Annotated in this window: 26 protein-coding genes; 7 read left to right on the top strand and 19 right to left on the bottom strand. The window is 54.7% G+C overall.

The window, feature by feature from the left end; genetic code table 11:
- Positions 1-29: 29 nt before the first annotated feature.
- Positions 30-377, bottom strand: coding sequence for a hypothetical protein (locus OEZ10_07010; GenBank protein MDH5632733.1), 348 nt, complete (start codon positions 375-377; stop codon positions 30-32).
- Between the two features lie 108 nt (positions 378-485).
- On the opposite strand from OEZ10_07010, the gene pdxH reads away from it, so the two are divergent.
- From pdxH to rimK, 3 genes are all read left to right on the top strand, one after another.
- A complete protein-coding gene (gene pdxH / locus OEZ10_07005; GenBank protein MDH5632732.1) occupies positions 486-1,070 on the top strand; it encodes a pyridoxamine 5'-phosphate oxidase in 585 nt (194 codons plus the stop codon).
- Positions 1,071-1,147: 77 nt separating this feature from the next.
- Entirely contained in the window at positions 1,148-1,645 is a 498-nt protein-coding gene (locus tag OEZ10_07000; protein ID MDH5632731.1) for an ATP-dependent zinc protease, read from the top strand.
- A gap of 2 nt (positions 1,646-1,647) precedes the next feature.
- The gene (rimK, locus tag OEZ10_06995) at positions 1,648-2,553 is read left to right on the top strand and encodes a 30S ribosomal protein S6--L-glutamate ligase (protein ID MDH5632730.1); all 906 of its coding nucleotides are present in this window, start codon (positions 1,648-1,650) and stop codon (positions 2,551-2,553) included.
- Positions 2,554-2,576: 23 nt separating this feature from the next.
- Here rimK and OEZ10_06990 read toward each other — a convergent pair whose 3' ends face one another.
- The 12 genes from OEZ10_06990 to OEZ10_06935 form a co-directional block, all read right to left on the bottom strand.
- Positions 2,577-3,215 (bottom strand): class I SAM-dependent methyltransferase, encoded by a 639-nt coding sequence (locus OEZ10_06990; GenBank protein MDH5632729.1) that lies wholly within the window; start codon positions 3,213-3,215, stop codon positions 2,577-2,579.
- The gene (locus OEZ10_06985; protein ID MDH5632728.1) at positions 3,212-4,273 is read right to left on the bottom strand and encodes a DUF2235 domain-containing protein; all 1,062 of its coding nucleotides are present in this window, start codon (positions 4,271-4,273) and stop codon (positions 3,212-3,214) included. The genes OEZ10_06990 and OEZ10_06985 overlap by 4 nt, the downstream gene beginning before the upstream one ends.
- A gap of 46 nt (positions 4,274-4,319) precedes the next feature.
- Positions 4,320-5,822 (bottom strand): sodium:solute symporter, encoded by a 1,503-nt coding sequence (locus tag OEZ10_06980; GenBank protein ID MDH5632727.1) that lies wholly within the window; start codon positions 5,820-5,822, stop codon positions 4,320-4,322.
- Positions 5,823-6,212: 390 nt separating this feature from the next.
- Positions 6,213-6,788 carry a hypothetical protein gene (locus OEZ10_06975; protein MDH5632726.1) on the bottom strand — a complete coding sequence of 192 codons (576 nt, stop codon included), beginning with the start codon at positions 6,786-6,788 and terminating at the stop codon, positions 6,213-6,215.
- 172 nt (positions 6,789-6,960) lie between these two features.
- Positions 6,961-7,395 (bottom strand): rhodanese-like domain-containing protein, encoded by a 435-nt coding sequence (locus tag OEZ10_06970; protein MDH5632725.1) that lies wholly within the window; start codon positions 7,393-7,395, stop codon positions 6,961-6,963.
- Positions 7,396-7,501: 106 nt separating this feature from the next.
- Positions 7,502-7,741, bottom strand: a complete 240-nt coding sequence (locus tag OEZ10_06965) for a DUF465 domain-containing protein (protein MDH5632724.1) — start codon at positions 7,739-7,741, stop codon at positions 7,502-7,504.
- Positions 7,742-7,881: 140 nt separating this feature from the next.
- The gene (locus OEZ10_06960; protein ID MDH5632723.1) at positions 7,882-9,429 is read right to left on the bottom strand and encodes a 2-isopropylmalate synthase; all 1,548 of its coding nucleotides are present in this window, start codon (positions 9,427-9,429) and stop codon (positions 7,882-7,884) included.
- 287 nt (positions 9,430-9,716) lie between these two features.
- A complete protein-coding gene (locus OEZ10_06955; protein MDH5632722.1) occupies positions 9,717-10,511 on the bottom strand; it encodes a sulfite exporter TauE/SafE family protein in 795 nt (264 codons plus the stop codon).
- A gap of 18 nt (positions 10,512-10,529) precedes the next feature.
- Entirely contained in the window at positions 10,530-11,846 is a 1,317-nt protein-coding gene (locus tag OEZ10_06950; protein MDH5632721.1) for a TRAP transporter large permease, read from the bottom strand.
- Entirely contained in the window at positions 11,843-12,376 is a 534-nt protein-coding gene (locus OEZ10_06945) for a TRAP transporter small permease (protein MDH5632720.1), read from the bottom strand. The genes OEZ10_06950 and OEZ10_06945 overlap by 4 nt, the downstream gene beginning before the upstream one ends.
- Before the next feature lie 53 nt (positions 12,377-12,429).
- On the bottom strand, positions 12,430-13,434 hold the full coding sequence (gene dctP, locus OEZ10_06940) for a TRAP transporter substrate-binding protein DctP (protein ID MDH5632719.1): 1,005 nt from the start codon (positions 13,432-13,434) through the stop codon (positions 12,430-12,432).
- A gap of 53 nt (positions 13,435-13,487) precedes the next feature.
- Positions 13,488-14,162 carry a GntR family transcriptional regulator gene (locus OEZ10_06935; GenBank protein MDH5632718.1) on the bottom strand — a complete coding sequence of 225 codons (675 nt, stop codon included), beginning with the start codon at positions 14,160-14,162 and terminating at the stop codon, positions 13,488-13,490.
- A 173-nt stretch (positions 14,163-14,335) separates the two neighbouring features.
- On the opposite strand from OEZ10_06935, the gene OEZ10_06930 reads away from it, so the two are divergent.
- Positions 14,336-15,862: a malonyl-CoA synthase gene (locus OEZ10_06930; GenBank protein MDH5632717.1), complete on the top strand. Its 1,527-nt coding sequence runs from the start codon at positions 14,336-14,338 to the stop codon at positions 15,860-15,862.
- A gap of 95 nt (positions 15,863-15,957) precedes the next feature.
- A complete protein-coding gene (gene rssA / locus OEZ10_06925) occupies positions 15,958-16,887 on the top strand; it encodes a patatin-like phospholipase RssA (protein MDH5632716.1) in 930 nt (309 codons plus the stop codon).
- Positions 16,888-17,024: 137 nt separating this feature from the next.
- Here the strand turns inward: rssA and pssA are convergent, their stop codons facing one another.
- The 6 genes from pssA to cysS all read right to left on the bottom strand — a co-directional run bounded on the left by pssA (position 17,025) and on the right by cysS (position 23,500).
- Complete coding sequence (gene pssA / locus OEZ10_06920) at positions 17,025-17,819, bottom strand: CDP-diacylglycerol--serine O-phosphatidyltransferase (protein ID MDH5632715.1); 795 nt, start codon at positions 17,817-17,819, stop codon at positions 17,025-17,027.
- A 112-nt stretch (positions 17,820-17,931) separates the two neighbouring features.
- Positions 17,932-18,588 (bottom strand): phosphatidylserine decarboxylase, encoded by a 657-nt coding sequence (locus OEZ10_06915; GenBank protein MDH5632714.1) that lies wholly within the window; start codon positions 18,586-18,588, stop codon positions 17,932-17,934.
- Between the two features lie 22 nt (positions 18,589-18,610).
- Positions 18,611-19,627: a ketol-acid reductoisomerase gene (gene ilvC, locus OEZ10_06910; GenBank protein MDH5632713.1), complete on the bottom strand. Its 1,017-nt coding sequence runs from the start codon at positions 19,625-19,627 to the stop codon at positions 18,611-18,613.
- A gap of 42 nt (positions 19,628-19,669) precedes the next feature.
- Positions 19,670-20,161, bottom strand: coding sequence for an acetolactate synthase small subunit (gene ilvN, locus OEZ10_06905; protein ID MDH5632712.1), 492 nt, complete (start codon positions 20,159-20,161; stop codon positions 19,670-19,672).
- Positions 20,161-21,918 (bottom strand): acetolactate synthase 3 large subunit, encoded by a 1,758-nt coding sequence (locus OEZ10_06900; GenBank protein MDH5632711.1) that lies wholly within the window; start codon positions 21,916-21,918, stop codon positions 20,161-20,163. Before OEZ10_06900 ends, ilvN begins: the two co-directional genes overlap by 1 nt.
- A 181-nt stretch (positions 21,919-22,099) precedes the next feature.
- Entirely contained in the window at positions 22,100-23,500 is a 1,401-nt protein-coding gene (gene cysS / locus OEZ10_06895; GenBank protein ID MDH5632710.1) for a cysteine--tRNA ligase, read from the bottom strand.
- A gap of 313 nt (positions 23,501-23,813) precedes the next feature.
- On the opposite strand from cysS, the gene OEZ10_06890 reads away from it, so the two are divergent.
- Together OEZ10_06890 and OEZ10_06885 are read left to right on the top strand one after the other, a co-directional pair.
- On the top strand, positions 23,814-24,311 hold the full coding sequence (locus OEZ10_06890) for a peptidylprolyl isomerase (GenBank protein MDH5632709.1): 498 nt from the start codon (positions 23,814-23,816) through the stop codon (positions 24,309-24,311).
- A 12-nt stretch (positions 24,312-24,323) separates the two neighbouring features.
- Entirely contained in the window at positions 24,324-25,064 is a 741-nt protein-coding gene (locus OEZ10_06885) for a UDP-2,3-diacylglucosamine diphosphatase (GenBank protein MDH5632708.1), read from the top strand.
- Positions 25,065-25,107 lie beyond the last annotated feature (43 nt).

Here is a 25,107-nt window from a genome sequence, read left to right as displayed (position 1 = left end):
AGCCGATAATAGCAGAACCGGAGCCGTTTTCAGACGCTCAGCTTGACGCCCTTGTTCCAGGGCATAAAGATCAGCACCCTGGCAATAATACAACGATCAAATAATGTCACCATGACGGTTCCGACCAACAGCGCCCAGTAAAAGATGCGTGTTGAATCAAATAACGCAATCACGGTAAAAAGCCCGTAAACAAAACGCACCTGGGTCGGAAACGCCATAAACCCCTTTTTGAACCAAAACACTGCGAACTGGAAAGCGCTGACAGCAATTACCGCGTAAAATCCCTCGACAAAACCTGATAGTCCGACAATCATGGCAACCAGGGTCAGCGCCCAGTACCACCACTCCGCTGATTTGACTTGGATTTTGATTTTCATGACTGCCCCGCTTTCATTTTATGATTTAAAATGATAACTACACGGCTTCTGCGGAAACCTTGATTCCCGACAACAATCGCCGCCAAACCCCGAAAGGATTGCCTGGTAATGATTAAATCCAATCCCATTGACCAGTTTTCCGACTGGTTCGAGATGGCTGGCAAAGCCAGTATCGACAAACCCAACGCGATGATGCTGACCACGGTGGACGAACGCCGCCAGCCGCACAGCCGCATTGTATTGTTGAGCAGTTTTGATGACCGCGGCTTTGTCTTTCACACCAACTATGAAAGCGCTAAGGGCGCGCACATCGCCGGCAATGCCCGGGTAGCATTGTCATTCTGGTGGGACGAGCTGGGTTACCAGGTTCATATCCGGGGCAAGGCCGAACAAACGCCGCCGGAAGCATCTGACGCCTATTTTGCCAGGCGCCCCCGGGGCAGCCAGCTGGGTGCCTGGGCATCGGAGCAGAGCCGGGAAATCCCGGACCGCGCTTCACTTGAACAACGGCTACAGCACTTTACCGACCAATTTCGGGATCAGGATGTGCCCCGACCACCCCATTGGGGTGGTTACCGCGTAATACCGGAAGAAATAGAATTCTGGATAAACGGTGCGGACCGGCTGCATGACCGCTTCCTGTTCAATCGGGACACCGAAGGAAACTGGCAGTCCCGGCGACTTGCCCCTTAACACCGGGACCCGATGACCAGTTCATCGGGCAGCCATACTGACTGCCATCCTGGACGTGAACAACAAAGGAAAACCTGATGCCAATTGAAAGCCGAAACTTCCCCGTGCTGGGCTGGCGAGAATGGATTGCCCTGCCCGACCTTGGTATTGATCTCATCGAATGCAAGGTCGACACCGGGGCGCGCACCTCGGCACTGCACGCTTTTTACGTCGAACCGTTTGAAAAAGACGGTGTCAAACATGTGCGCTTTGGCCTGCACCCGGAGCGCAACAATACGCGCACCGAACTGCATTGCGAAGCCGCAGTCATTGATCGACGCATGGTCTCCGATTCCGGTGGCCACAAGGAAGAACGTTACGTTATTCGCACCCATATCGTTATTGGTGACCTGACCTGGCCTATTGAGACCACGTTGACCAATCGTGACAGCATGCGCTTTCGCATGCTGCTGGGTCGTACAGCCATAGTTGACAACTTTGTTGTTGACCCGGGCGCCGACCATCTCGCCGGCAAGCCGGATGCCAGTCCGACACTGTTATCGATACTCAGCCGCCGACACGACGAAGAGGAATAACCATGAAGATCGCCATTCTCTCGCGCAATCGTCGACTGTATTCAACACGCCGCCTGGTTGAGGCTGCCGAAGCTCGCGGACACAAGGCCAAGGTTATTGATCCGCTCAAATGCTACATCGATGTCACTTCGGACCGGCCATCATTGAGCTACCACGGGGAGAAACTGACCGACTTTGATGCGGTGATTCCACGCATCGGCGCATCCATCACCCGTTACGGACTGGCGGTATTGCGCCAGTTTGAAATGATGGGCGTCTATCCGATAAATGAATCCGTCTCCATCGGCCGCGCGCGCGACAAGTTGCGCAGCCTGCAGCTGTTGGCGCGAAAAGGTGTTGGATTGCCTATTACCGGCTTTGCCCACTCGGTAGATGATACCAATGCACTTATTGACCTGGTCGGCGGTGCGCCGCTGGTTGTGAAGATTACGGAAGGCACGCAGGGTCGCGGCGTGGTACTGGCTGAAACCCAGAAGGCAGCTGAAAGCCTGATTGATGCCTTCCATGAACTGGATGCCAACTTCCTGGTCCAGGAGTTTATCAAGGAAGCCAGGGGTTCCGATATTCGTTGTTTTGTCGTCGGCGACAAGGTTGTTGCTGCTATGGAACGTACTGCCAAGGAAGGCGAGTTTCGTTCCAACCTGCATCGCGGCGGCACCGCTATCCTGACCAAGTTGAGCAAGGAAGAACGTGCGGCCGCCATTCGCGCCACGCGAATTATCGGCCTCAACATGGCCGGCGTGGATATACTCAGGTCATCTCGCGGACCGTTGATTATGGAAGTCAATTCCTCACCCGGGCTCGAAGGTATCGAGAAATCTACCGGCAAGGATGTTGCCAACATGATTGTTGCCTTCATTGAGAAAAATGCGAGGCCTCATCGTACCAAGACCCGGGGCAAAGGCTGAAGACCGTGACACCGGCGCGCGGCTCAGATCACGGCAGATTTTAGCGCGCGCACAACAACAAATCCCCCTGGCCTGTTTCCCGGACTTGCAGAAAAATCAGTGTCGCCGCGCTCATTACTGGCCAGGGTTTGACACCACCGATCAATCTTGAGCCCGGGTCGCGTCAGCAAGTTCTCCAGTCCGGATACGGTCATAAACCGGGCATCACGATAAAACACGCTGTCGTGCTGTCGCACCTGGTATTGCCTGCCAAGTTGGCTGTCCGCATTGATCATACCGATAATCAACGCGCCGCCAGGTCGCAACACGCGAACAGCTTCAGCCAAAGCTGCTTCGACAGAACGAACAAAACACAGGCTGGTTACAAATAGCAGGCAGTCAAACGATGCATCACGGAATGGCAAAGATTCAGCCAAAGCCTGCGCAACATGCAGGTTTCGCTGACTCGCCACGGCCAGCATGGCCGCTGACGCATCAACGCCGATACCGATACCCAGCTCTGCAGCAAACCGCCCGGTGCCGACACCTACTTCAAGCGCTGACCCTGACCCGTGTAACAGGGAGCGCAGCGCATTCAGCTCAGCTTGGTAACTCTCCGCATTGGAGTCGAACCAGGCATCGTACCGGGTTACATGCCCACCAAATGCATCAGTCCGACTCACGGCTTGTTATCAACAAACCATGGCTGTTGTTCATGCCGCAGCCAGGGTTCAACATCATGATCCATATCCAGTATCCATGGTCGATAGACGGGTGATTCCTTGTTGTCCTGGTTCAGCTTGCGCTGCAACACGCTTTCATGAACAACCGGCTTACCCAGACGTGCTGCATCCCATTGCCTTTGTTTCTTTCGATATACCGAAGCAATGCCTTCGCGGGAGTCATGCATGTGACCGTCAGCCGCCTCCTTGATCAGGACCTTGTGACCATTATAGATTTTCAGCCCCTTGTCCACAGCATGCCGGGTCATCCATACCAGGGGAATGCCAGCCAGGCCCTGCTTTTTGTAACCGCCACCCACATCTGTATGCACGCCACAAAACCAGACCTGCTTTATCACCTGGTAATCCAGCACCTGATTTTCCCACGGAATCGGATGAAAGGTTTTGCGCTCATCATCAATGGCCAACGCGTGACAGGCGGTCTCGACGCTTTCGCTCAAACGGAAATCATGAAACTTGTGACGGAACCCGGGCAGCCCGTCGAGAAATGCGCTGGCTGTCTTCGATGGCAAGCCAAGTGCGGCTACCGTATCATAACAACCGAGAAAGCGGATTCTTGTCCACATGGTGCGATGCCGACTGACAAAGTCATCGGCCGCCTGCTTGCGTTTTTCGGCATCGCCGATCCGATATATAGCGTATGCCTTCTTGATCAGCTCCGGCCTGGACTTCGGCAGGATACCGAAGTAATGAATAAAGCTCGACAGGCTGCGCACCGTTGCCGCGCCACGACTGAATCCAAACAGGAAAATATTATCCCCGGCTTCGTAATGATCAAATATGAATCGATAACATTCCTGGATATTTCGTGACATTCCGGCGCCGCCGATCATGCCACTGAGCTTGTTCCAGCCGGTTCCCAGACCGGCATCATAAAAAGCCACCTGCTCCGCTGTACGATCCTCGATCATGTTGAAAAGTTTGTAGATATTGGTATTGAAACCGTTTCCCCCTTCTTGCCCCGTACCATCGGAAAACACCACGATATTCTTTGCCATCTTCCTACCTCCCTGTTGTCAGTACCTGTTTCAATCGAACATGAATCTACTGCTCGATATCGTATATCGTTTCCGCCGGCTTGCTGACGCCGCGTCGCTCACGTCCACGTGACAGCAGGATACCAACACCGAATATTGCAACAGTAGCAATAACCGTTGTCATGAAACTGTGCAGACTGTTGGCCCAGGCGGCATCGACCTTGCTGCTGAACGTGGCCCATACGATAACCGCGAATCCTGCCACCATCGCCGCCAATGCCTGGGCGCCGGCGGCCCGACGTGAAAATGCACCAAGCAGGAACAGGCCAAGCATGCCACCGGAAAAAATACCGGCCAGGTGCCACCATACGTCAAGCGCACTCTTGATGGATATCATCAGCAATGCCGTGGCCGTACCAAGAACACCCAGGCCTACGGTAGCCAGGCGCAGGAAACGCATGGCCTGTTTGTCACTGGCACCAGGATTGACCAGGCGCCTGTATACATCCGTCATCAGGATCGTGGATGAAGAATTGATTGAAGTATCCACCGAACTCATGGCAGCAGCGGCCAGAGCGGCAATCAGCAATCCGGTTATGCCGGCGGGCAACTGGGTCACAATAAAGTGCGGGAACACACGGTCACCGGAGCCGGCTGCCTGCAACGCTTCTGGCAACAGTTCCGGGCTCAACTGGTAGTAGGCCCATAGCAGGCTGCCTATCAACAGGAACATCAGGCCTACGGGTATATATACCAGGACGCCAATCCAGACCGAGCAACGCGCATCTTCCAGCGAGCGAGCCGTCTGGTAGCGCTGAATATAGGACTGGTCAACACCAAAGTTCTGCAGGTTGATGACAATGCCATAGAGCAGCACCACCCATACGGTCGCCTCGGTAAATACCGGCGCGAACGAGCCCAGCGAGAACTTGTCTGCTTCGGCAGCCTTGCTGAATAACGCCGCAGCGCCAGGATCGCCCAGCAGCAGGACCGCGACACAGGCCATTGCACCCAAGGTCAGCACAATACTCTGTATCACATCCGTCCAGATGACCGCCTCGATACCACCGACCACGGTATAAAAGGTAATGAGGATTCCTGAAACAACAATAATGGTTTTGATATCCCAGCCTGTAAGACTTTCCAGCGCCAGCGCAATCAGGAACATGATGGTACCCATGCGCGCGAGTTGCGTGAGCAGGTAAAATGTCATGGCATACATGCGCGCCCATAATCCGAACCGGCGCTCAAGATAGGCATAGGCGGATACATCCCCGGATGCGCGATAAAGTGGCACAAACCATTTTCCGGCTGCCCAGGCCGCCAACGGCAGCGACAGCGAGAACACAAATGCCAGCCAGTTGCTGGCGTAGGCTTTTCCCGGCAGCGCCAGGAATGAGATGGAAGACAGATAGGTTCCAAATATGGACAGCCCGACCGCCCAGCCAGGAAGACGGCTTCCGGCCGCGGTAAAACCTTCCGGTGTATCAGCACGCCGGTAAAACCAGGCACCGAACGCGGTAACGGCTAGGATATAAATGATCAATACAGCGATATCAAGACCCTGCATCCCGTACTCCTCCTCTTGTTATGTGTCTTCCCGGTTTCGGGAATGATTATTCAGTGCGGATTTTATAGGGTCTGGAGAAAAATGTAAGCCGCCAATGCCTGTCAAACCCGGCGTTGGCGACAAAAATCACAATACCCAGTGCGCGACGAAACCGCCATCAGCGGTCCTGGCATGACCATTCAAACAGGAAGTCGCGTCTGAACTCATCCAGCTGACAGCCTCGGCAATGTCTTCCGGCTCGGCGACCTGGTCTACGGGTTAAATTGCGACACCCCCACGGCACCGGGATTCCGGCCCGGGTAGCGGCGCGATCAATTCCTGATCCGGCATCGGCAGCTATCGCGACGCTGCTTTCCATTACAGTACTCGCACGCTTCTTGTCTTCTTCTGTCAGTTCAACAAAAACAGAATACCTGCATTTATTGCCGAACTGCGAATGGTTCCACCCTTGTCGACACCGCTAAACCAGCCATCGGCATTGAGGTGTACGCGCAACAACTCGTACTCCAGGAATAACCGGGTGCTGGCACCGGATTTTCTGTTGATACCGAAACGCACCTGATAATCATCAAGAGACGGACTGGAGTCCGTGCCTTCAATATTATACGTGTCTCCGTTCACCCCCAGGCTGTATCGCACATAGGTGTCACCCGCACCCAGGCTTGCATAGCCCTGCCAATCCGCCCATTTCCTGGACAGCGACAACTCAACCATCACCGGCTGCATATAGAGATCAACACGATTGGCACTGGAGCTGTATATTGATGTCGAGAATCCCCAGCCGAAACCCAGGCCATTGTCCATGCGCCGGGTTGCCACGATACGATAACCAATACCCTGGGAGTCAATTTCATGATCAGCGGTTTCGTAACCGAGCCCGGTATGTTTCACCGAGATCGCCAGTGAAGCATGGGATAAATGTACCGCGCTATATGACTCGATCCGGCCTTTTTCGTCAACAGGCACACCTTCAGCATTTGCCGTCAGGTGCCAAAGCCAGGTTGAAAGTATTATAATTGTTATCCAATTCTTTGCTTGATCAGAATCCCGATTAGCGGCGGTTTCCTTGACCAGTATCAAGGCCAAAAACCGGCATAAATGCATCGTCGTATTCTCCGCCTTTCGTCCGCGGTCGAGGTCAGCATTGCTCCCAGGGTAATCCGTCAAAGCGCCAGCCGGACAAGGTGCTGCGATGATGATTGTCGTCCAGTTCACCCTCGAAGCCGTGGCGCACACTGTAGACACGATGAAAGCCATCTTCGATCAGGCGTGCGCCGGCTTCCAGCGAACGTTTACCACTACGGCATATCAGCACGATAGGTACATCGTTGACCGTAGCCGAATCATGGGACAAACCTCCCAGCACCAGTTGGCGTAGCTCGCGTATGAAGTTGGGGTTGATTTTCCAGTCCGGCTCGTCAATCCAGGGGATATGCACACAACCGGCCGGGTGGCCGATAAACAGGTATTCCATGTGTGAGCGGATATCCACGAGAATGCCCGCTGGCTCATTATGCAGCAGCGCCTGGGCTTCTTCGGGATCAAGCTCCTTGACCGCAATATCGGTTGCCATAATGTTTCTCCGCCAATGCTCTGTGAGGTTTGAAAATACAGATGGCCCGAGACTTCGCAGGCTTGCGCCCGGCGCGAGGCCGGGCAGCTGCTTAATTATGAACTCATTACGGCGCGGTTAACAAGGCGTACAGCTTGTCTTTCAGCATAACCCGTCTTTTTTTCAGATCTTCCGTGTATGCGTCTGACCGCGTTTCGATTTGTTCCTCGATTTTATATACCTCCTTGTCAACGCGATCATACTCCTCGTACATGGATGCAAAATCCGGGTTAGCTGCCTTTAATTCATGAATCTTGTCTCTTAATTCGGGGAAGTCATTCAACAGGCTGTGATGCTCACCAAACATGATTTTCTCCATTGGAAAATTTTATACTGCAGGTTTGCCGGGTTCACTTCCTTGATGCCTGTCAACTGCGGAAGCACAACAGAAACAAAAAAGCCCTGCCCGGGTGTCCGGACAGGGCTACAGACCGCCCAAGTTGCTGATCAGATCGGTTGTTCAGCCTGGGGATGATCTCGCTGGCCTGGCGCAATCAGCTTGTTCAGGGCATTTATATAGGCTTTGGCCGATGCCACGACGATATCGGTATCAGCGCCATGACCATTCACAATGTGGCCTGATTTTTCCAGGCGCACGGTCACTTCACCCTGGGAGTCTGTGCCGGTAGTAATATTGTTAACCGAGTACAACTGCAACTCGGCACCACTGCTGAATGCGCTTTCTATGGCCTTGAACGATGCATCTACCGGGCCACTGCCCTCAGCCATTACTTTTGCTTCCGTGCCATCAATGGTCAGTGACAGTTCGGCACTCGGCACCTCCCCGGTTTCCGAACACACCTTGAGATACACCAGCTTGAAACGCTCGTTTTCCTGCTCGGACCCCTCCTCGGTCATCAGGGCTTGCAGGTCTTCGTCGAAGATCTCGTGTTTCTTGTCGGCGAGATCCTTGAATCGACTGAACGCCGAGTTCAACTCGTCATCAGATTTGAACTCAAAACCGAGTTCGGCCATGTGCGTCTTGAACGCATTGCGCCCGGAATGCTTGCCCAGCACCATGCGGTTGGCCGACCAGCCAACATCTTCAGCACGCATGATCTCGTAGGTTTCGCGCTTCTTGATTACGCCGTCCTGGTGAATACCGGATTCGTGGGCAAAGGCATTGGCACCAACAATGGCCTTGTTGGGCTGAACCGGGAACCCGGTGATGTTGGATACCAGGCGGCTGGCCGGCACGATCTGGGTGGTGTCAATTCGGGTATCGCAATCGAATACATCCTGGCGCGTGCGCACAGCCATGACAATCTCTTCCAGTGAAGCGTTGCCGGCTCGCTCACCCAGGCCGTTTATGGTGCACTCTACCTGGCGCGCACCGTTGACCACCGCTGCCAGCGAGTTGGCGACAGCAAGACCAAGATCATTATGGCAATGCACCGAGAACACCGCCTTGTCGGAATTGGGAATACGCTCGCGCAGGGTCTTGATCAGGTCGCCAAACTGGCTCGGGATGTTATAACCCACGGTATCGGGAATATTGAGCGTCCGCGCACCGGCATCAATAACCGCTTCCAGCACCCGACACAAAAAATCCGGGTCCGAGCGACCGGCGTCTTCGGGTGAAAATTCCACGTCATCGGTATAGTTGCGTGCGCGCTTGACAGCCCACACGGCCCGCTCCAGCACCTGGTCCGGCGTCATGCGCAGCTTGTCCTGCATGTGGATCGGTGACGTGGCAATGAAGGTATGAATACGACCGGAATTGGCCGGCTTGATGGCTTCGGCGGCACGATCGATATCCTTCTCGGCAGCCCGGGCCAGGCCGGCAACGGTACTGTCCTTGATGATCTCGGCAACCGCCTTCACCGACTCAAAATCGCCCGGACTGGCAATAGGGAACCCGGCCTCAATCACGTCGACGCGCATTTTCTCCAGAACCTTGGCGATACGGACTTTTTCGTCACGGGTCATGGATGCGCCGGGGCTCTGCTCGCCATCGCGCAAGGTGGTATCAAAAATAATCAGTCGGTCACTCATTATTGGCCTCGCAAACTTTGTTCAGCACCGGGCAATTCGCCCGGATTGTATCCGAAACATCCGACGGAATCCGTCAGGGTCGGGAAATTTTTTCAGATCTTGGAGTGCGTTTGGCCTCGCCAGGCAGGGTTATTATGCGCTGACGCGCAGCAGTCGCAGGGACAGCAGCAGGTGACCCGGCTGATGACAGGGGGAAAAGAAACTAATGCCGATGTACCTGATGGAAATCATCGTATGACTATAACCCCTGTTTTTAGGGTTGGGAAGCAAAAATTCCCCTGGTCGCATCAGCTGGTCAGAATCAGGCGGATTCCAACAATCACCAGGAACAGCGCAAAAATGCGCTTCAGGGTTTTTTCGGGGATTTTGTGCGCAAGGCGCGCGCCGATGGGCGCGAACAGGGTGCTGGCAACGACTATACCGAGGAATGCGGGTACGTTCACAAAACCAAGGCTCCAGGACGGGCGCATCGGCGCGTTCCATCCGTTCAGGATATAGCCAGTTGCTCCGGCCACGGCAATTGGGATACCAATGGCAGCCGATGTCGCAACAGCATTGCGCACGGACATATTGCACCAGGTCAGGAACGGCACGCTCATGGAGCCGCCGCCTATTCCCATCATCGACGACACAGTGCCAATAACGGTTCCCGAACCAAGCATGCCCACGGCACCGGGCAGCTTGCGATGCGGCCTGGTGGCAAAGCCACGAGCGAACTGGAATGCAACAATGAACATAAAACCGATAAACAATGTACGCAACAATCCGCCGTCTATTATCCTGGCGATAACTGATCCCAGCAAGCCGCCAATAATGATGCCGGGCGTAATCACACGGAACACTTGCCATTGCACTGCGCCGTGCTTATGGTGTGCCCGGGTTGAAGACAACGATGTAATAACAATGGTCGCCAGGGATGTGCCGATCGACGTATGCATGAGCACCGATATATCGACGCCCTGCTGCTGAAACACCATGGCCAGCACCGGTACGATAATAATGCCGCCACCAATACCGAGCAGGCCTGCCGTGGTACCGGCAAGCGCGCCCATGGAAAACAGGATCAGCAGCTCCACTATTATCGTTTCATTGGGCCGCGGCTAGACAGCCGGACCCATGAGGAAGTCAGGCAACCATGTAGCAATACCCGGGAAGATAACCAGGAGAATAATACCCAGTACCATGCATAACATGAACGGTAACGCGCCTTTGAGTATCGTAGGCAATTTAACATCAGGAGCGATACTGTTAATCACGTAGAGATTCAGTCCTACTGGTGGCGTTATTAACCCGATTTCCATATTGAGTGTAAGCATCACACCAAACCAGATGGCGTCAAAACCGGCCTGCTCGATAATCGGTACCAGTGTCGGCGCAGTCATCAGGATTACTGCAACTGGTGGCAGGAATAACCCGGCTACCAGGAGAAACAGGTTGACGAACAACAGTAACACCCACTTGTTTACTTCCATGGCAGCGATCCATTCTGCCAATGCCTGCGTGATATACAAAGTGGACATCATGTAACTGAACAGCGCCGCCATGGCGATAATCATCATGATCATGACGGATTCACGGGTGGCGCTGCGCAGCACTTCCCACAATTCGCCCGGGTTGATCATCCTGTAGATGAGTATTACCAGCGCGATACAGACAAATGCGCCCACTCCTGCCGCTTCTGAAGGAGTAGCGACGCCGCCGTACAACGCCCACAATATCATCACGATAATAACCAGGAACGGCAGAATGCGGGGCATGATCTCCAGTTTCTGCTTCCAACTATAAACCGCGTCACCTATACGAAAGTGGAAACCGTTTTTCTTGGCGTAATACAGCGACCATGCCATGAACAGCGACGTCAGCATCAGACCCGGAAGAATGCCGGCAATAAACAGGCGACCAATCGATGTTTCAGTGGTTATGCCGTAGACGATCATGGTAATGCTTGGCGGAATCAGGATGCCCAGGGTACCGCCGGCAGCAATAGCGCCGGTGGCCAAGCCATCCGGGTAACCACGCTTTTTCATTTCCGGGATACCCATCTTGCCGATGGCGGCACAGGTTGCCGGTGATGAGCCACTCAAGGCAGCAAAGATCGAGCAAGCGCCAAGGTTGGAAATAATCAAACCGCCGGGCACACGATAAAGCCAGCGCTCGAGCGCTTCGTACAAATCACCACCGGCGCGTGATGATGCAATGGCTGCGCCCATAAGAATAAACATGGGGATGGACAGCAATGCAAATTCGTCAAGGCCGCCAAAAACAGTATCGGCCACTACCTGCAGACCGGAAAAGCCCTGAACAGCTATCAAAAATACAATGGCTACCATGCCAAGAGAGAATGCCACCGGCGCCCCGGCAAGCAGGACGAGGATCAGGGTGGTTGCAACCAGTATGCCCAGTATTAACGGACTCATTCTTCCATCTCCGCAGCATCAGCATCATTAATGCCAAATGGCATTTCGAGACCGGTAAACAGGCTCAGGATATCGGCCAGGTACTGCAAGGAAATAATTGCAAATCCCAGGGGTAACGCGGCATAGGGAATCCACAGGCGGACTTCCCAGACAGATTCAGACAGCCAGTTTCCTTCCCAGGCTTCAAGCCAGAATTCAAAGCCGAGCCAGGTCATCAGCAAACAAAAGAGCCATGAAGAAACAGAAGCAAACAGGGCAAGATAAAAACGCGACCTGCGCTTGAGATATATCGGCACCAGGTCCACGTTAACGTGGCCCTTGGTCAGCAACACATACGGGCTGCCAATCAGTGTCGCGGCAATTAACAGGTAGGTGACCAGCTCGGTCTGCCAAATCACCGATTCCTGCAACACGTATCGGACCACCACCATCTGGCAGACGACCAGCACTGATAGCAGGATCATCAACGCGGCACTTATGCCGCAAAGCCTGGAGATAATCGCTACCAGATCAATAAATTTCTTAATCATTGGAATCACACAAAAAAAGGCTGCCAGGTTACGCTGGCAGCCTTGGCTGTCATTTATTCCACTGACAACGCCATATCGAGCAGCTCACGACCACCCTCTACGCTATCGGCAAATGCCTTGTAAGAAGACGTATCAGCAATTTTCTTCCACTTGGCCGCCTGTTCGGCAGTCATGGTAACCACTTTTACGCCAGCCTTCTTGTATGCCTCAACCAGCTGGACGTCCACTTTCTTTGCGCCATTGTAGGCAAACTCTTCAGCTTTCCTGGCAGAAGCCATGATGACATCCTGCTGTTTCTTGTTGAGCTTGTCGAAGGTGGACTTGGCCATCAGGATCGGTTCATACATAACCCACAGGGCGTTGTCACCCGGTGCGGTCAGGCATTTGACCTGTTCGTAGATGCGGTAAGACACCAGGCTTGCGGAACTGGTAATGGCACCATCCAGCACGCCGGTCTGCAGCGCTGAATAGATTTCAGAGCTCGGCATGTCGGTAATTGACGAACCCGCAGCCGCCATCATCTGGTTGAATGACTTGCCGGCAGCACGGAATGTCTGACCCTTGGCACTGTCTGGTTCCAGGATACATTCTTTCTTGGAAACAAAACCGCCAGCCAGCCAGGTATCAGCCAGCACCACAACACCGGCGTCATTCATGATCTTCTTGATACGGTTCATGAACTCGGACTTGTTCAAACGACGCGCATGGTCATGATTTTTGACAAGGCCCGGCATCAGGGTCAGATTGAATTCAGGATGGCGACCCGCCGCATATGCCAGCGGAAAAGCTGTCATATCAAGCTGGCCCTTGGTCATGGCGCCCCACTGCTCTTTGGGCTTGAACAGTGATTTGCCCGGGTACACCTGTATCTTGATACCCAGATTGGCGGCATTCACATCACGCGCAATCATTTGTACCATTTCGTCGCGAATATCGCCCTTGCCACCTGGCCATTGATGCGAGGCGCGCAAGGTCACGTCGCCCGCAGATGCCAGGGTGCTGGCGCCCATCAGTGCGGCTACCGCGGCAGCGCCAAACAGGGTTTTAAATTGCTTCATGTAACACTCCTCCTATTTTCTTAAAGGTACTACTGCGTTTTCAGGTTAATAAATCAGGCAGAACTACGCTGTCTCGCGCCCGGATTCCGGTCTGCCTGCTGTTCCAGGATGCGCCATTGCGCCATCAAGTGAGTCTGCATCAGGCGATCCGCCCCGGCCGCATCCCGCTGTCGGAATGCACCCAGAATTTCTCGATGTTCCTGCAAGGATGCCGACAGGCGCCCAGGTATGGTCAACTGGCTGTGACGCGCCAATTTCAACACCTGTCGCAACTCGGATCCTACTCGCTGCAACCAGCGATTATCCGACAAAGCCTGTACTTTCATATGAAACGCAGAATTGGCTTCATAATACGCGGTGATATCTCCCGACTGCGCCCGCCGCTCAAGCTCTTCGTGCATTTGCTCCAGCTCAGCAAGGTCCTGGTCGGTAAGATTCTCCGCGGCCTGCCTGGCTGCCAGGCCTTCAAGCACCGACATCACCGGAAACAACTCTGCCAACTCGGCCATTTCCACGTTCCGCACAAAACAGCCGCGATTGGGCTTGAGTTCGACCAAGCCCTCACGGCTGAGTACTTTCAGGGCTTCGCGCAACGGCGTGCGGCTGATTTCATATAATTCGCATAATGCGCGCTCATCAATGGCTTCGCCGGGGATGAGCTGGCCGTCGTAGATACGTTGCCTGACCAGATCGGCAACCTGCTCGTATAGCGCCTGTTTCTTGATCACTCCTGTCACCTGTCTCTGTTTTTGTTGTTGCCCGGTTCTTTTATTATTGACTATTGTACGACCAATCGTCACGCCATATTCCCCGGAGCAGAGACAGGCAAAAATCGACTATAATATAATTTGTAATTTATAATTATTTTTCAGTCTACTTGCACCGGAATCCTTAATCAACCATGAATTCTATGTCACCGTACACCAACATTTACGCCCTGTTTGAATCCCGTTTCCCGGAAGATCAGGTGACGTTTATCGAAACTCCGGATAATCAATACTTTAGCTACGGTGACTTGCGCGTCACATCTGCCCGGATTGCCAACATACTGGAACAGTCCGGCGTGAAACGCGGTGACCGGGTCGCGGTCCAGGTGGAAAAATCACCACAGGCCCTGTTTTTATACCTGGCCTGCCTGCGCGCCGGCTTTATCTACCTGCCGCTCAACACCGGCTACACCGAATCCGAGCTTGCGTATTTCATGTCCAATGCCGAGCCGGCGGCAGTAGTGTGTGATCCGGCCAATACGGGGCGCTTTGTCACCCTGACCGCCAGTCTCGGCAGCCGTATCTTCGATCTCGATAAAACCGGGAGCGGATCACTGATCGATGCAGCAAACACTCAGCCCGCCGAACACACCGTGACAACATGCGAACCCGACGATGTCGCCGTTATCCTGTACACCTCGGGCACAACCGGGCGACCCAAGGGTGCAATGATCAGCCACAACAACCTGGCCGCCAACGGGCTTGCCCTGCACCAGGCCTGGGGCTGGACCAAAGACGACGTGTTACTGCATGCCTTGCCCATCTTTCATATTCACGGCCTGTTTGTCGCCTGTCACTGCGTACTGCTCAATGGCAGCAAAATGCTGTTCGCGCCCAGGTTTGATACCGATACCGTAGTCCGGCTACTCCCCCGCTCAACTGTGCTCATGGGTGTGCCAACCTTTTATACACGACTGCTTGCTGACGCTCGCTTTACCCGCGACGTCTGCAGCAACATGCGCCTGTTTGTTTCCGGGTCAGCGCCACTGCTGGAACAAACCTTTGTGGATTTTCGCGAGCGTACCGGCCATACGATTCTTGAGCGCTATGGCATGACCGAGACCGGCATGAATACTTCCAATCCCCTGGAAGGAGATCGCATCGCCGGCACGGTTGGCCCGGCACTTCCGGGAGTCGAAGCCCGCGTTGTCGACGACAGCGACCAGGCCGTACCGGTCAACACGGTTGGCAATCTGCAGGTCCGGGGCGAAAATGTATTCAGGGGTTACTGGCGCATGCCGGACAAGACCGCCGAGGAATTTACCGAAGACGGTTTTTTCCGAACCGGCGACATGGCCAGAATAAATGAACAAGGTTATGTATCCATTGTTGGTCGCAGCAAGGATATGATTATCACCGGTGGTTACAACGTCTACCCCAAGGAACTGGAAAGCCTGATCGACGACATGGATAACGTTCAGGAATCCGCGGTTATCGGACTGCCTCATACGGATTTCGGTGAAGCCGTTACCGCCGTCATTGTACTGAAAGACAACGGTCGCCAACCGGAAGAAGCCGGCATGATCAGGCAACTCAAGCAACAGCTGGCCGGTTACAAGATTCCGAAGAAAATTATTATTGTCGACAAGCTGCCACGCAACACCATGGGCAAGGTACAGAAAAACCTGTTACGGGATGAATACAGCGAACTGTACCGGTAGCACCGCATACTCCGGGGCCAATCCGGTTCCCGGTGGCAGGCATGAGCCGTACGCAAGCCCTTACCTGCCGGTAGTGAATGCTTTAAGATGAACGCATGAGCTCGAACAAACGCCAGGCCAATCCCGGGACACCGCGCATCGGTCTTGCGCTGGGCGGTGGTGGCGCACGCGGCTGGGCCCACATCGGTGTCTTGCGCAAGCTCGAACAATGCGGCATTCACCCGGACATTATTTGCGGAACATCCATCGGCGCGCTGGTTGGTGCCGCTTATGCCTCCGATCAACTGGATACGCTGGAGAACTGGATCAGGCAGCTCAAGTGGCGCGAAGTCGTATCGCTGCTGGACTTCAGTTTCAGCGGTGGCGTCATCGCCGGCGAGAAACTGTTTGAGTTTCTCGGCAAGCACCTGCGGGATTGTGACATTGATGATCTTTCGCGCCCCTACGCGGCCGTCGCAACGCAGCTGGGTAATGGCCAGGAGATCTGGCTACGTAGCGGTTCCATCATGAAAGCGACGCGGGCTTCCGTTGCCCTGCCCGGAATTTTCACGCCCGTCACCTATCGTGGTGGCTGGCTGGTGGATGGCGGCCTGGTTAACCCGGTGCCGGTTTCCGTATGTCGCGCACTCGGTGCCGATATTGTCATTGCCGTGGCACTAACCACACCCAGGACCGCCCTGCGCTACGAACCCCTGCCTCAGGATGAACCTGACAAGCCGGAACCCAAGGGATTTATCGATCGAGTCAGGCAACTGTTTGCCGAAACTGGCAATGGCGACATCGACTCACCATCCCTGGTTGACGTGGTAATTGACAGTATCGATATCATGCAACAACGCATCATGCGCAGCCGCATGGCCGGTGACCCGCCGGAAATCCTGATTCGGCCGCAAACCTCGGCTATTGGCTTTCTCGAATTTTACCGGGGCAACGAAGCCATTGATGCCGGTATTGCCGCGGCAGCCAAGGCGCAAAACGAACTGCAACAGGCTTTCGCTTCCAGCCTGTGTGAGCCGCCTGATTGATGTAATGCGGAAAAATACCGGCACAGAAAACATTGACCTGCATTGCAGTGTCAACACGCCGGCTGCTGGCGAGGGACGGGTCAGCCAGGCGAGTTCAGGGCGACGCAGTCGCCAGCCTCAAAATACACTGCCAAAAACTAGTCGGAATCCGTGGTAGTCGCCGGCTTGTTACCTGGCTTGCGGCCATGACGGACAAGCTGGTAAAGCGCCCTCACAGGGCCCGATAATGCATACAACATAAAGACGCCAAACAGCGCCCGTGGCGGATCAAGAAACACCAGCACAAAAGCAGCCGGTACCAGCAAGACGGCCATGAACGATACCTTGCCCTTGACGTTCAGATCCTTGAAACTGCGGTAACGTATGTTGCTTACCATGAGCAAGCCCGCGCCAAGGGTCACTGCCAGCGCCAGGAAACTGATTTCCCTGCCCGGCACGCCATAGCTGTGCAATACCCAGATAAAGCCCATGACCACGGCTGCAGCTGACGGGCTGGGTAAACCATAAAAATTCTGTTTATCGGCGGTATCCAGCTGGGTATTGAAACGCGCAAGACGCAGCGCGGCACTGCAAGCATAAATAAACGCAACCAGCCAGCCTATCTTGCCAAGACCCGACAGCGCCCACTCATACATGATGAGTGCCGGTGCCATGCCAAACGAGACCATGTCGGCGAGGCTGTCATACTCGGCACCAAAATCACTCTGGGTATTGGTCCAGCGGGCAACACGGCCGTCCAGCCCGTCCATGACCATGGCAATATAGATAGCCAGTGGCGCAGCGCCAAAGTTGCCGTTCATGGCCTGCACCATGGCATAAAAGCCGGCAAACAGGGCTGCTGTGGTAAACAGGTTGGGCAGAATGTAAATGCCCCTGCGCCGTTGATCCTGGTTCATAATAAGCAAAACCTTTTTCTTTGCCTTGTCCTGCATTTGCGCTTCGGGTCGCTGGGCCATGTTGCCTCCTCGGGTCCGGCAGCGCTCAACACCTGCGCCGCCTGGTATACCATTATTGTTGTCAACTTGATGCTGCTTGACAACAGGATCAATGCACCAGCATGGCCAGGATATCGGTACCGCTCTTCACCTTGTCACCCAGCGAAACCTTGACCTGCGCAGTCAACGGCAAATACAGGTCAACACGGGAGCCGAAACGGATAAAGCCGTAACGCTCGCCCTGGCCGACCCGGTCACCCGGTTGTTTGTAGCAAAGAATACGGCGGGCAATGAGCCCGGCTACCTGGACAACGGTAATATCATCACCTTCATCCGTCTGTATCCACAAGGCATTCCGCTCATTCTGCTCGGACGCCTTGTCCAGCGCCGCGTTGAAGAATTGTCCCTTGTGATACCAGCGCTCCGCCACCTTGCCCTCGATCGGGCTGCGGTTGGCATGAACATTAAACACATTCATGAATACGCTGATGCGCTTGGCCGGACGATCAAGATAAGGATCCTGTACTTCATCCACCTTGATGACCTTGCCATCTGCCGGGCAGATAATCCCAAGCGGTTCGGCAGGAACCTTGCGATGCGGGTCGCGGAAAAACTGCAGCATGAACAGCACCGCGACCCACAACGGGGCGGCTGCAACAGTGCCAAAGTAATACTGCACACCACCCGCAGCAAGCAAACTGAGTACGATGTGTACCCAACCCTCGCGCGCCAGGATAGGGTGGCGCGCAGTGGGATTGATAGCCATTAGCTGTACTCCGCTTTCGTTTCTAGTTCTTGCTCTTGTCGACCAGAGCGTTGGCCGTGATCCACGGCATCATGCCACGCAGCTTGGCACCGACCTGCTCGATCGGGTGCGCAGCATTGTTGCGGCGGTGTGCGGTCATTTCCGGGTAGTTACTCTGCCCTTCCAGGATGAAACGCTTGGCGTATTCACCGTTCTGGATGTTCTGCAGCGCTTCCTTCATGGCCCAGCGACTCTCGTCGTTGATAACCTTCGGCCCGGTAACATATTCACCGTACTCGGCATTGTTGGAAATGGAGTAATTCATGTTGGCGATACCGCCTTCATACATGAGGTCAACGATCAGCTTCAGTTCGTGCAGGCATTCGAAGTAGGCCATTTCCGGCGCGTAACCGGCTTCAACCAGGGTTTCAAAACCGGCCTTGACCAGCTCAACCGCACCACCACACAGTACAGCCTGTTCACCAAACAGGTCAGTTTCGGTTTCGTCCTTGAAGGTAGTTTCGATAATACCGGTACGACCGCCACCAATGGCAGAAGCATAAGACTTGGCAATTTCCAGGGCCTTGCCAGACGCATCCTGGAAGACGGCAATCAGGTCAGGAATACCGCCACCCTTGGTGAACTCGTTACGCACGGTATGGCCCGGTGCCTTGGGGGCAATCATGACCACGTCGAGATCGGCGCGTGGCACAACCTGGTTGTAATGTATGGAGAAACCGTGCGCAAAGGCCAGTACCGCGCCCTTCTTCAGGTTGGGCTCAATGTCATTCTTGTAAAGCTGTGACTGGAATTCATCAGGTGTCAGGACCATGACCAGGTCAGCCTGCTTCACCGCATCAATATTGTTCATCACCTTGAGGCCGGCTTTTTCCGCCTTGGCAGCTGAAGCAGAACCTTCGCGCAGGGCAACGGTTACATCAACGCCGGAATCCTTGAGGTTGTTGGCATGGGCATGGCCCTGTGAGCCATAACCAACAATTGTTACTTTCATGCCCTTGATAATAGAAAGGTCACAGTCTTTATCGTAATAAACATTCAACATGATCTTGGTCCTTAAACTGAAAATGTATAATTCGTTTGTCTACAGCCGCAGGCTCTTTTCGCCTCGACTGATACCGGATACGCCGGAGCGCACAGTTTCGATAATGTCAGTTGCCGGCAACGCCTGGATAAAGGAATCCAGCTTGCGGCTGTCACCGGTCATTTCGATGGTGTAGGTCTTGTCGGTCACGTCGATAATGCGGCCACGGAAGATATCCACCAGGCGCTTGACCTCTTCACGCATGTCACCGACAGCTCGCACCTTGATAAGCATCATTTCACGCTCGATATGCGCGCCTTCAGTCAGATCAATCAGCTTGACCACATCAATCAGCTTGTTGAGCTGCTTGGTGATCTGCTCGATAACACGCTCGGAACCGCGGGTAACCAGGGTCATGCGAGACAGGCTCGGGTCCTCCGTCGGTGCAACGGTCAGCGATTCAATGTTGTAACCACGGGCGGAAAACAGCCCGGCTACACGCGACAGGGCACCGGCCTCGTTTTCCAGCAACACGGAAATAATATGTCGCATCAGGCCAACTCCCGATCCGGGTCTACCGCGTCGGTGCAGGGGCCAAGATGCATTTCATTATGCGGCCGGCCTGCTGCCATCATCGGGTAAACGTTTTCTTCCTGGTCGGTGACAAAATCCATGAATACAAACCTGTTCTTCATCGCCAGACCTTCTTTCATTACTGCCTCGACATCTTCCGGCTTTTCCGCGCGCAATCCGACATGGCCATAGCTTTCCGCCAGCTTGACGAAATCGGGCAATGAATCCATGTATGAATGTGAATAGCGGCGATCATAGAAGAACTCCTGCCACTGGCGCACCATGCCGAGGTAACGGTTGTTGAGACACAGAACCTTGATCGGTAAATCATACTGGGCACAGGTGGACAGCTCCTGGATATTCATCTGGATACTGCCTTCACCGGTAATACAGGCCACTTGCGCGCCGGGATGGGCAAACTGCACGCCCATGGCTGCCGGTAAACCAAACCCCATGGTGCCAAGACCACCGGAGTTGATCCAGCGACGCGGTTCGTCAAAACCATAATATTGCGCTGCCCACATCTGGTGCTGTCCCACATCGGAAGTAACATATGCATCACCGCCAGTCAGCTTGTGCAACGTCTCGACAACAAACTGCGGCTTGATCAGCCCGGACTTGCGGTCATAGGCCATGCAATTGAGACCACGCCACTCGTTGATCTGGTCCCACCATTTTTCCAGGGCCGCCTTGTCCACATCCTGCTTCGAGGACTTGACCAGTTGCAACATGTCAGCAAGCACACTCTTGACGTTGCCGACAATGGGGATCTCCACTTCAATAGTCTTGGAGATGGATGCCGGATCGACGTCAATATGAATGATGCGGGCGTCGGGACAGAACTTGGCAGTGTCCCCGGTAACACGATCATCAAAACGGGCGCCAACAGCCAGCAACACATCACATCCGTGCATGGCCATGTTCGATTCGTAGGTGCCATGCATGCCGAGCATGCCCAGCGATTGCGGATCAGATGCCGGGAAAGCACCCAGGCCCATCAACGTTTGTGTAATCGGGTAGCCCAGCTTGCGCACCAGTTCTCTCAGTTCAGTCGAGGCTTCACCCAGGACCGTGCCACCACCGGAATAAATCATCGGTTTCCTGGCTGACAGCAACAGATCCACCGCGCGCCTGATCTGGCCGGCGTGACCCGAGGTCACCGGCTGGTAGGAACGCATATCGATCTTCTTCGGATATTCGTACTCGGCCTTGTTGATCGTCACATCCTTGGGTATATCCACGACCACCGGACCCGGTCGCCCGGTGGTGGCAATATGAAATGCTTTCTTGATGGTGCAGGCCAGGTCCCGGACATCCTTGACCAGGAAATTGTGTTTCACACAGGGGCGGGTAATTCCAATGGAATCCACTTCCTGGAACGCATCATCACCAATCAGGTGCGAGAATACCTGGCCGGTAAACACCACCAGTGGAATCGAGTCCATGTAGGCCGTGGCAATACCGGTCACCGCGTTGGTGGCGCCGGGGCCGGATGTCACCAGGGCAACACCACACCGTCCATTGGAGCGTGCATAGCCATCAGCCGCGTGTACCGCTGCCTGCTCATGACGCGTGAGAATATGCTTCACCTTGTCCTGCTGGTACAAGGAGTCATAAATGTACAAGGTCGCTCCGCCCGGGTAACCAAAGACGTAGTCGACGCCTTCGTCCACCAGGCTCTGAACGAATATATCGGCACCAGTTAATTCAGCCACACTATCCCCTGAGGAGTTCATTCGGAAATATGCCCGTTAGCGGGCATGGACATGTAAACAACGCGGAAGGCATGCCTCCGCCAGCACCCGGCCTTGGTCGACCGGGGGTACCGATTGTGGGCGAAAGCTTTCGTAGAATCAACACTTGGCGGCCCGACCCCATGGCCACCCGGCCTGTAATTAAAGGGGTCTGGGCGGAGACCTAGCCGCGGCGCCAGCGGGTAGCGCCGGCTCCATCTTCAAGTTCGATACCGGCCGCCTGCAACGCATCGCGAATCCGGTCGGCTTCGGCCCAATCACGGGCGGCCCGGGCGGCATTGCGGGCCTCGATCATGGTGTCAATTTCCTGATCGCTCAGGCTATCGACAGCCGACGACACCGACCCCTTCAGAAAGACGTCGGCTTCGCGCTGCAACAAGCCCAGCAACCCGGCCAGCCCTCGCATTTCCCCGGCCAGCGCCCGGGCAGCATCGACATCCTGGGCGCGCAATCTGTTAATGGAGCGTGCCAGGTCAAATAACACCGGCAGCGCTTCGGCAGTGTTGAAATCGTCGTCCAGCGCTGCAACAAAACGGGTCGCGTATTCATTGCCTTCGGGCACAGCAGACTCTGCTGCCGGGAAATCGCGCAACGCCGTATACAGCGTGGTCAGCGCACTGCGGGCGCCGTCCAGGTGCTGGTCAGAATAATTCAGCGGGCTGCGGTAGTGGCTGCTTAATATAAAGTATCGCACCACTTCCGGGTCATAGCGTTCGAGAATTTCCCGAATCGTGAAAAAGTTGCCCAGCGACTTGGACATTTTTTCATCGTCGACACGGACAAAACCGTTATGCATCCAGACGTTGACGAATTTCTCGCCGGTGGCGCCCTCGCTCTGGGCGATTTCGTTTTCGTGATGCGGGAACTGGAGGTCAAGACCGCCGCCGTGAATATCAAAGTGATTGCCCAGGCAGCAGGTGGACATTGCCGAACACTCGATATGCCAGCCCGGGCGGCCCTGTCCCCAGGGCGAATCCCAGCTGGGCTCACCCGGCTTGGCCGCCTTCCACAAGACAAAATCCAGCGGGTCACGCTTGGCCTCGCCTACTTCGACGCGAGCGCCGGCGCGCAGGTCCTCGGTGTTCTTGCCGGACAGCTTGCCGTAACCGTCAAATGCGGCGACATCATAATATACGTCGCCGTTATCGGCCGCATATGCAAAACCCTTGTCTACCAGTGACCGGATCATGTCCAGGATTTCACCGATATGATGCGTTGCCCGCGGCTCCTGGCCGGGATCCAGCATGCCCAATGCCCGGGTATCCTCGTGCATGGCATCGATAAACCGCCCGGTAAGGTGATTGAAATCCTCACTATTGTCATTGGCACGCTTGATGATCTTGTCATCAATATCGGTAATATTGCGAATATAAGTCACATGATCGGCGCCAAAAACGTGGCGTAAATACCGGTAGACCACGTCGAATACCACCAGCATCCGCGCATGACCCAGGTGACAATAGTCATAAACGGTCATACCACACACATACATACGCACATTGGCAGGATCAATGGGCCGAAATGGTTCTTTCTTTCTGGTCAGGTTGTTATGTATGTGCAGCATGCGGTCTCACTTCGTTGATCAATTATCGGCAGAAACCGGCCACGGTCAGCAATCTCCGGGCATTTCTCGCCAAGCCGGGCCAATGGTACCGGAGCCGCGCACAAAAACCCAAGCCCCGTAAAGTCACGGCAATACCGGGATAAACTTGCACCGGGATGCGCAGTTTCGCTACCATGGCCTCGATTTCGTCGGCATTGAATGCCTGGAACAGGACCGGCACAGGCCAGGGACGGGTATCGGGCCCAGCTCAGGCCGAACCGGCCTTTCGATACTGTTGCCGGAAACCCATTTTCAAAGGACTACACGGCTTATGATGATTCACATGAAAACCAGCTACGGCACCATTGTTCTTGAGCTGGATGCAGAAAAAGCACCGGTCACGGTCGAGAACTTCCTGCGCTATGCCCGCGAAGGCTTTTATGATGGCACCATCTTCCACCGGGTCATTGACGGCTTTGTTATCCAAGGTGGCGGATTCGGTCCCGACATGGTGCAAAAACCCACTCATAACCCGATTCAGAATGAAGCCATGAACGGTCTGCGCAATGCCCGTGGCACTGTTGCCATGGCACGTACCAGCGATCCCAACTCGGCTACCAGCCAGTTTTTTATCAATGTTGTCGACAATGATTTTCTCAATTACACCGCGCCGACAGCGGAAGGCTCTGGTTATTGCGTGTTCGGCAAGGTGGTCGACGGCCTCAACACCCTGGAACAGATCCGCGGCGTACCGACAGCATCACGCTTCGGTTTCAAGGATGTGCCAATCAAGGATGTCGTGCTAGAGAAAGTTGAAGTCGTCAATCTCTGACGATTCTTCGGCATGGCAACGGTATTTGTTTCCGACCTGCACCTGTGCGGCCAGCGCCCGGGGATCAATGCGTTATTCCTGCATTTCCTGGAGACCGAGGCTCGCCGGGCGGAAGCCCTGTACATACTGGGTGACCTGTTCGAATACTGGATCGGTGACGAGGCCATGGCCCATCCGGATCATGCTCCCATTGTCTCCGCGTTGAAGGCGCTCACCGATACCGGGATTCCGCTCTATATTATGGTAGGCAACCGCGACTTCCTGATGGGCGAGGATTTCGAGAACGCCACCGGCGGCCGACTCCTGGAAGATCCAGCTGTTATTGACCTCCACGGCAACCGCGCATTGCTGATGCATGGTGACACCCTGTGCACCGACGATCACGATTACCAGAAACTACGGCAAATGCTGCGCAATCCCGACTGGCGCCGGGAGTTCCTGGCCAAATCGGTTGAAGAGCGCATCGCCATGGCACAGCATATTCGGGAACAAAGCAAGGATGCCGTCGCCGGGAAACAGGCGGACATCATGGATGTCAACGCCGAGGCCGTTTCTGCTGCCATGCGCGAACACGGCGTCAAAACCCTGATTCATGGTCACACGCATCGTCCGGCCAGCCACACGGTGAATATTGACGGAGCCTCCGGACAGCGTCACGTGCTGCCAGACTGGTACCAGGCCGGGGGTGCACTGTGGTGCGATCAGGACGGATGCCGGATAAAACCCGTCAAATCCGGCAATTTCAACGGCTAAGTATTTCGGATATTGTCTGTTTTTTTGGTACACTTCGCCGACT

It is taken from the genome of Gammaproteobacteria bacterium, assembly GCA_029880545.1.
GTDB lineage: Bacteria > Pseudomonadota > Gammaproteobacteria > Acidiferrobacterales > SZUA-150 > JAOUOD01.
The sequence above is the reverse complement of the archived record's forward strand: the minus strand, read 5'-3'. Positions and strand labels throughout refer to the sequence as shown.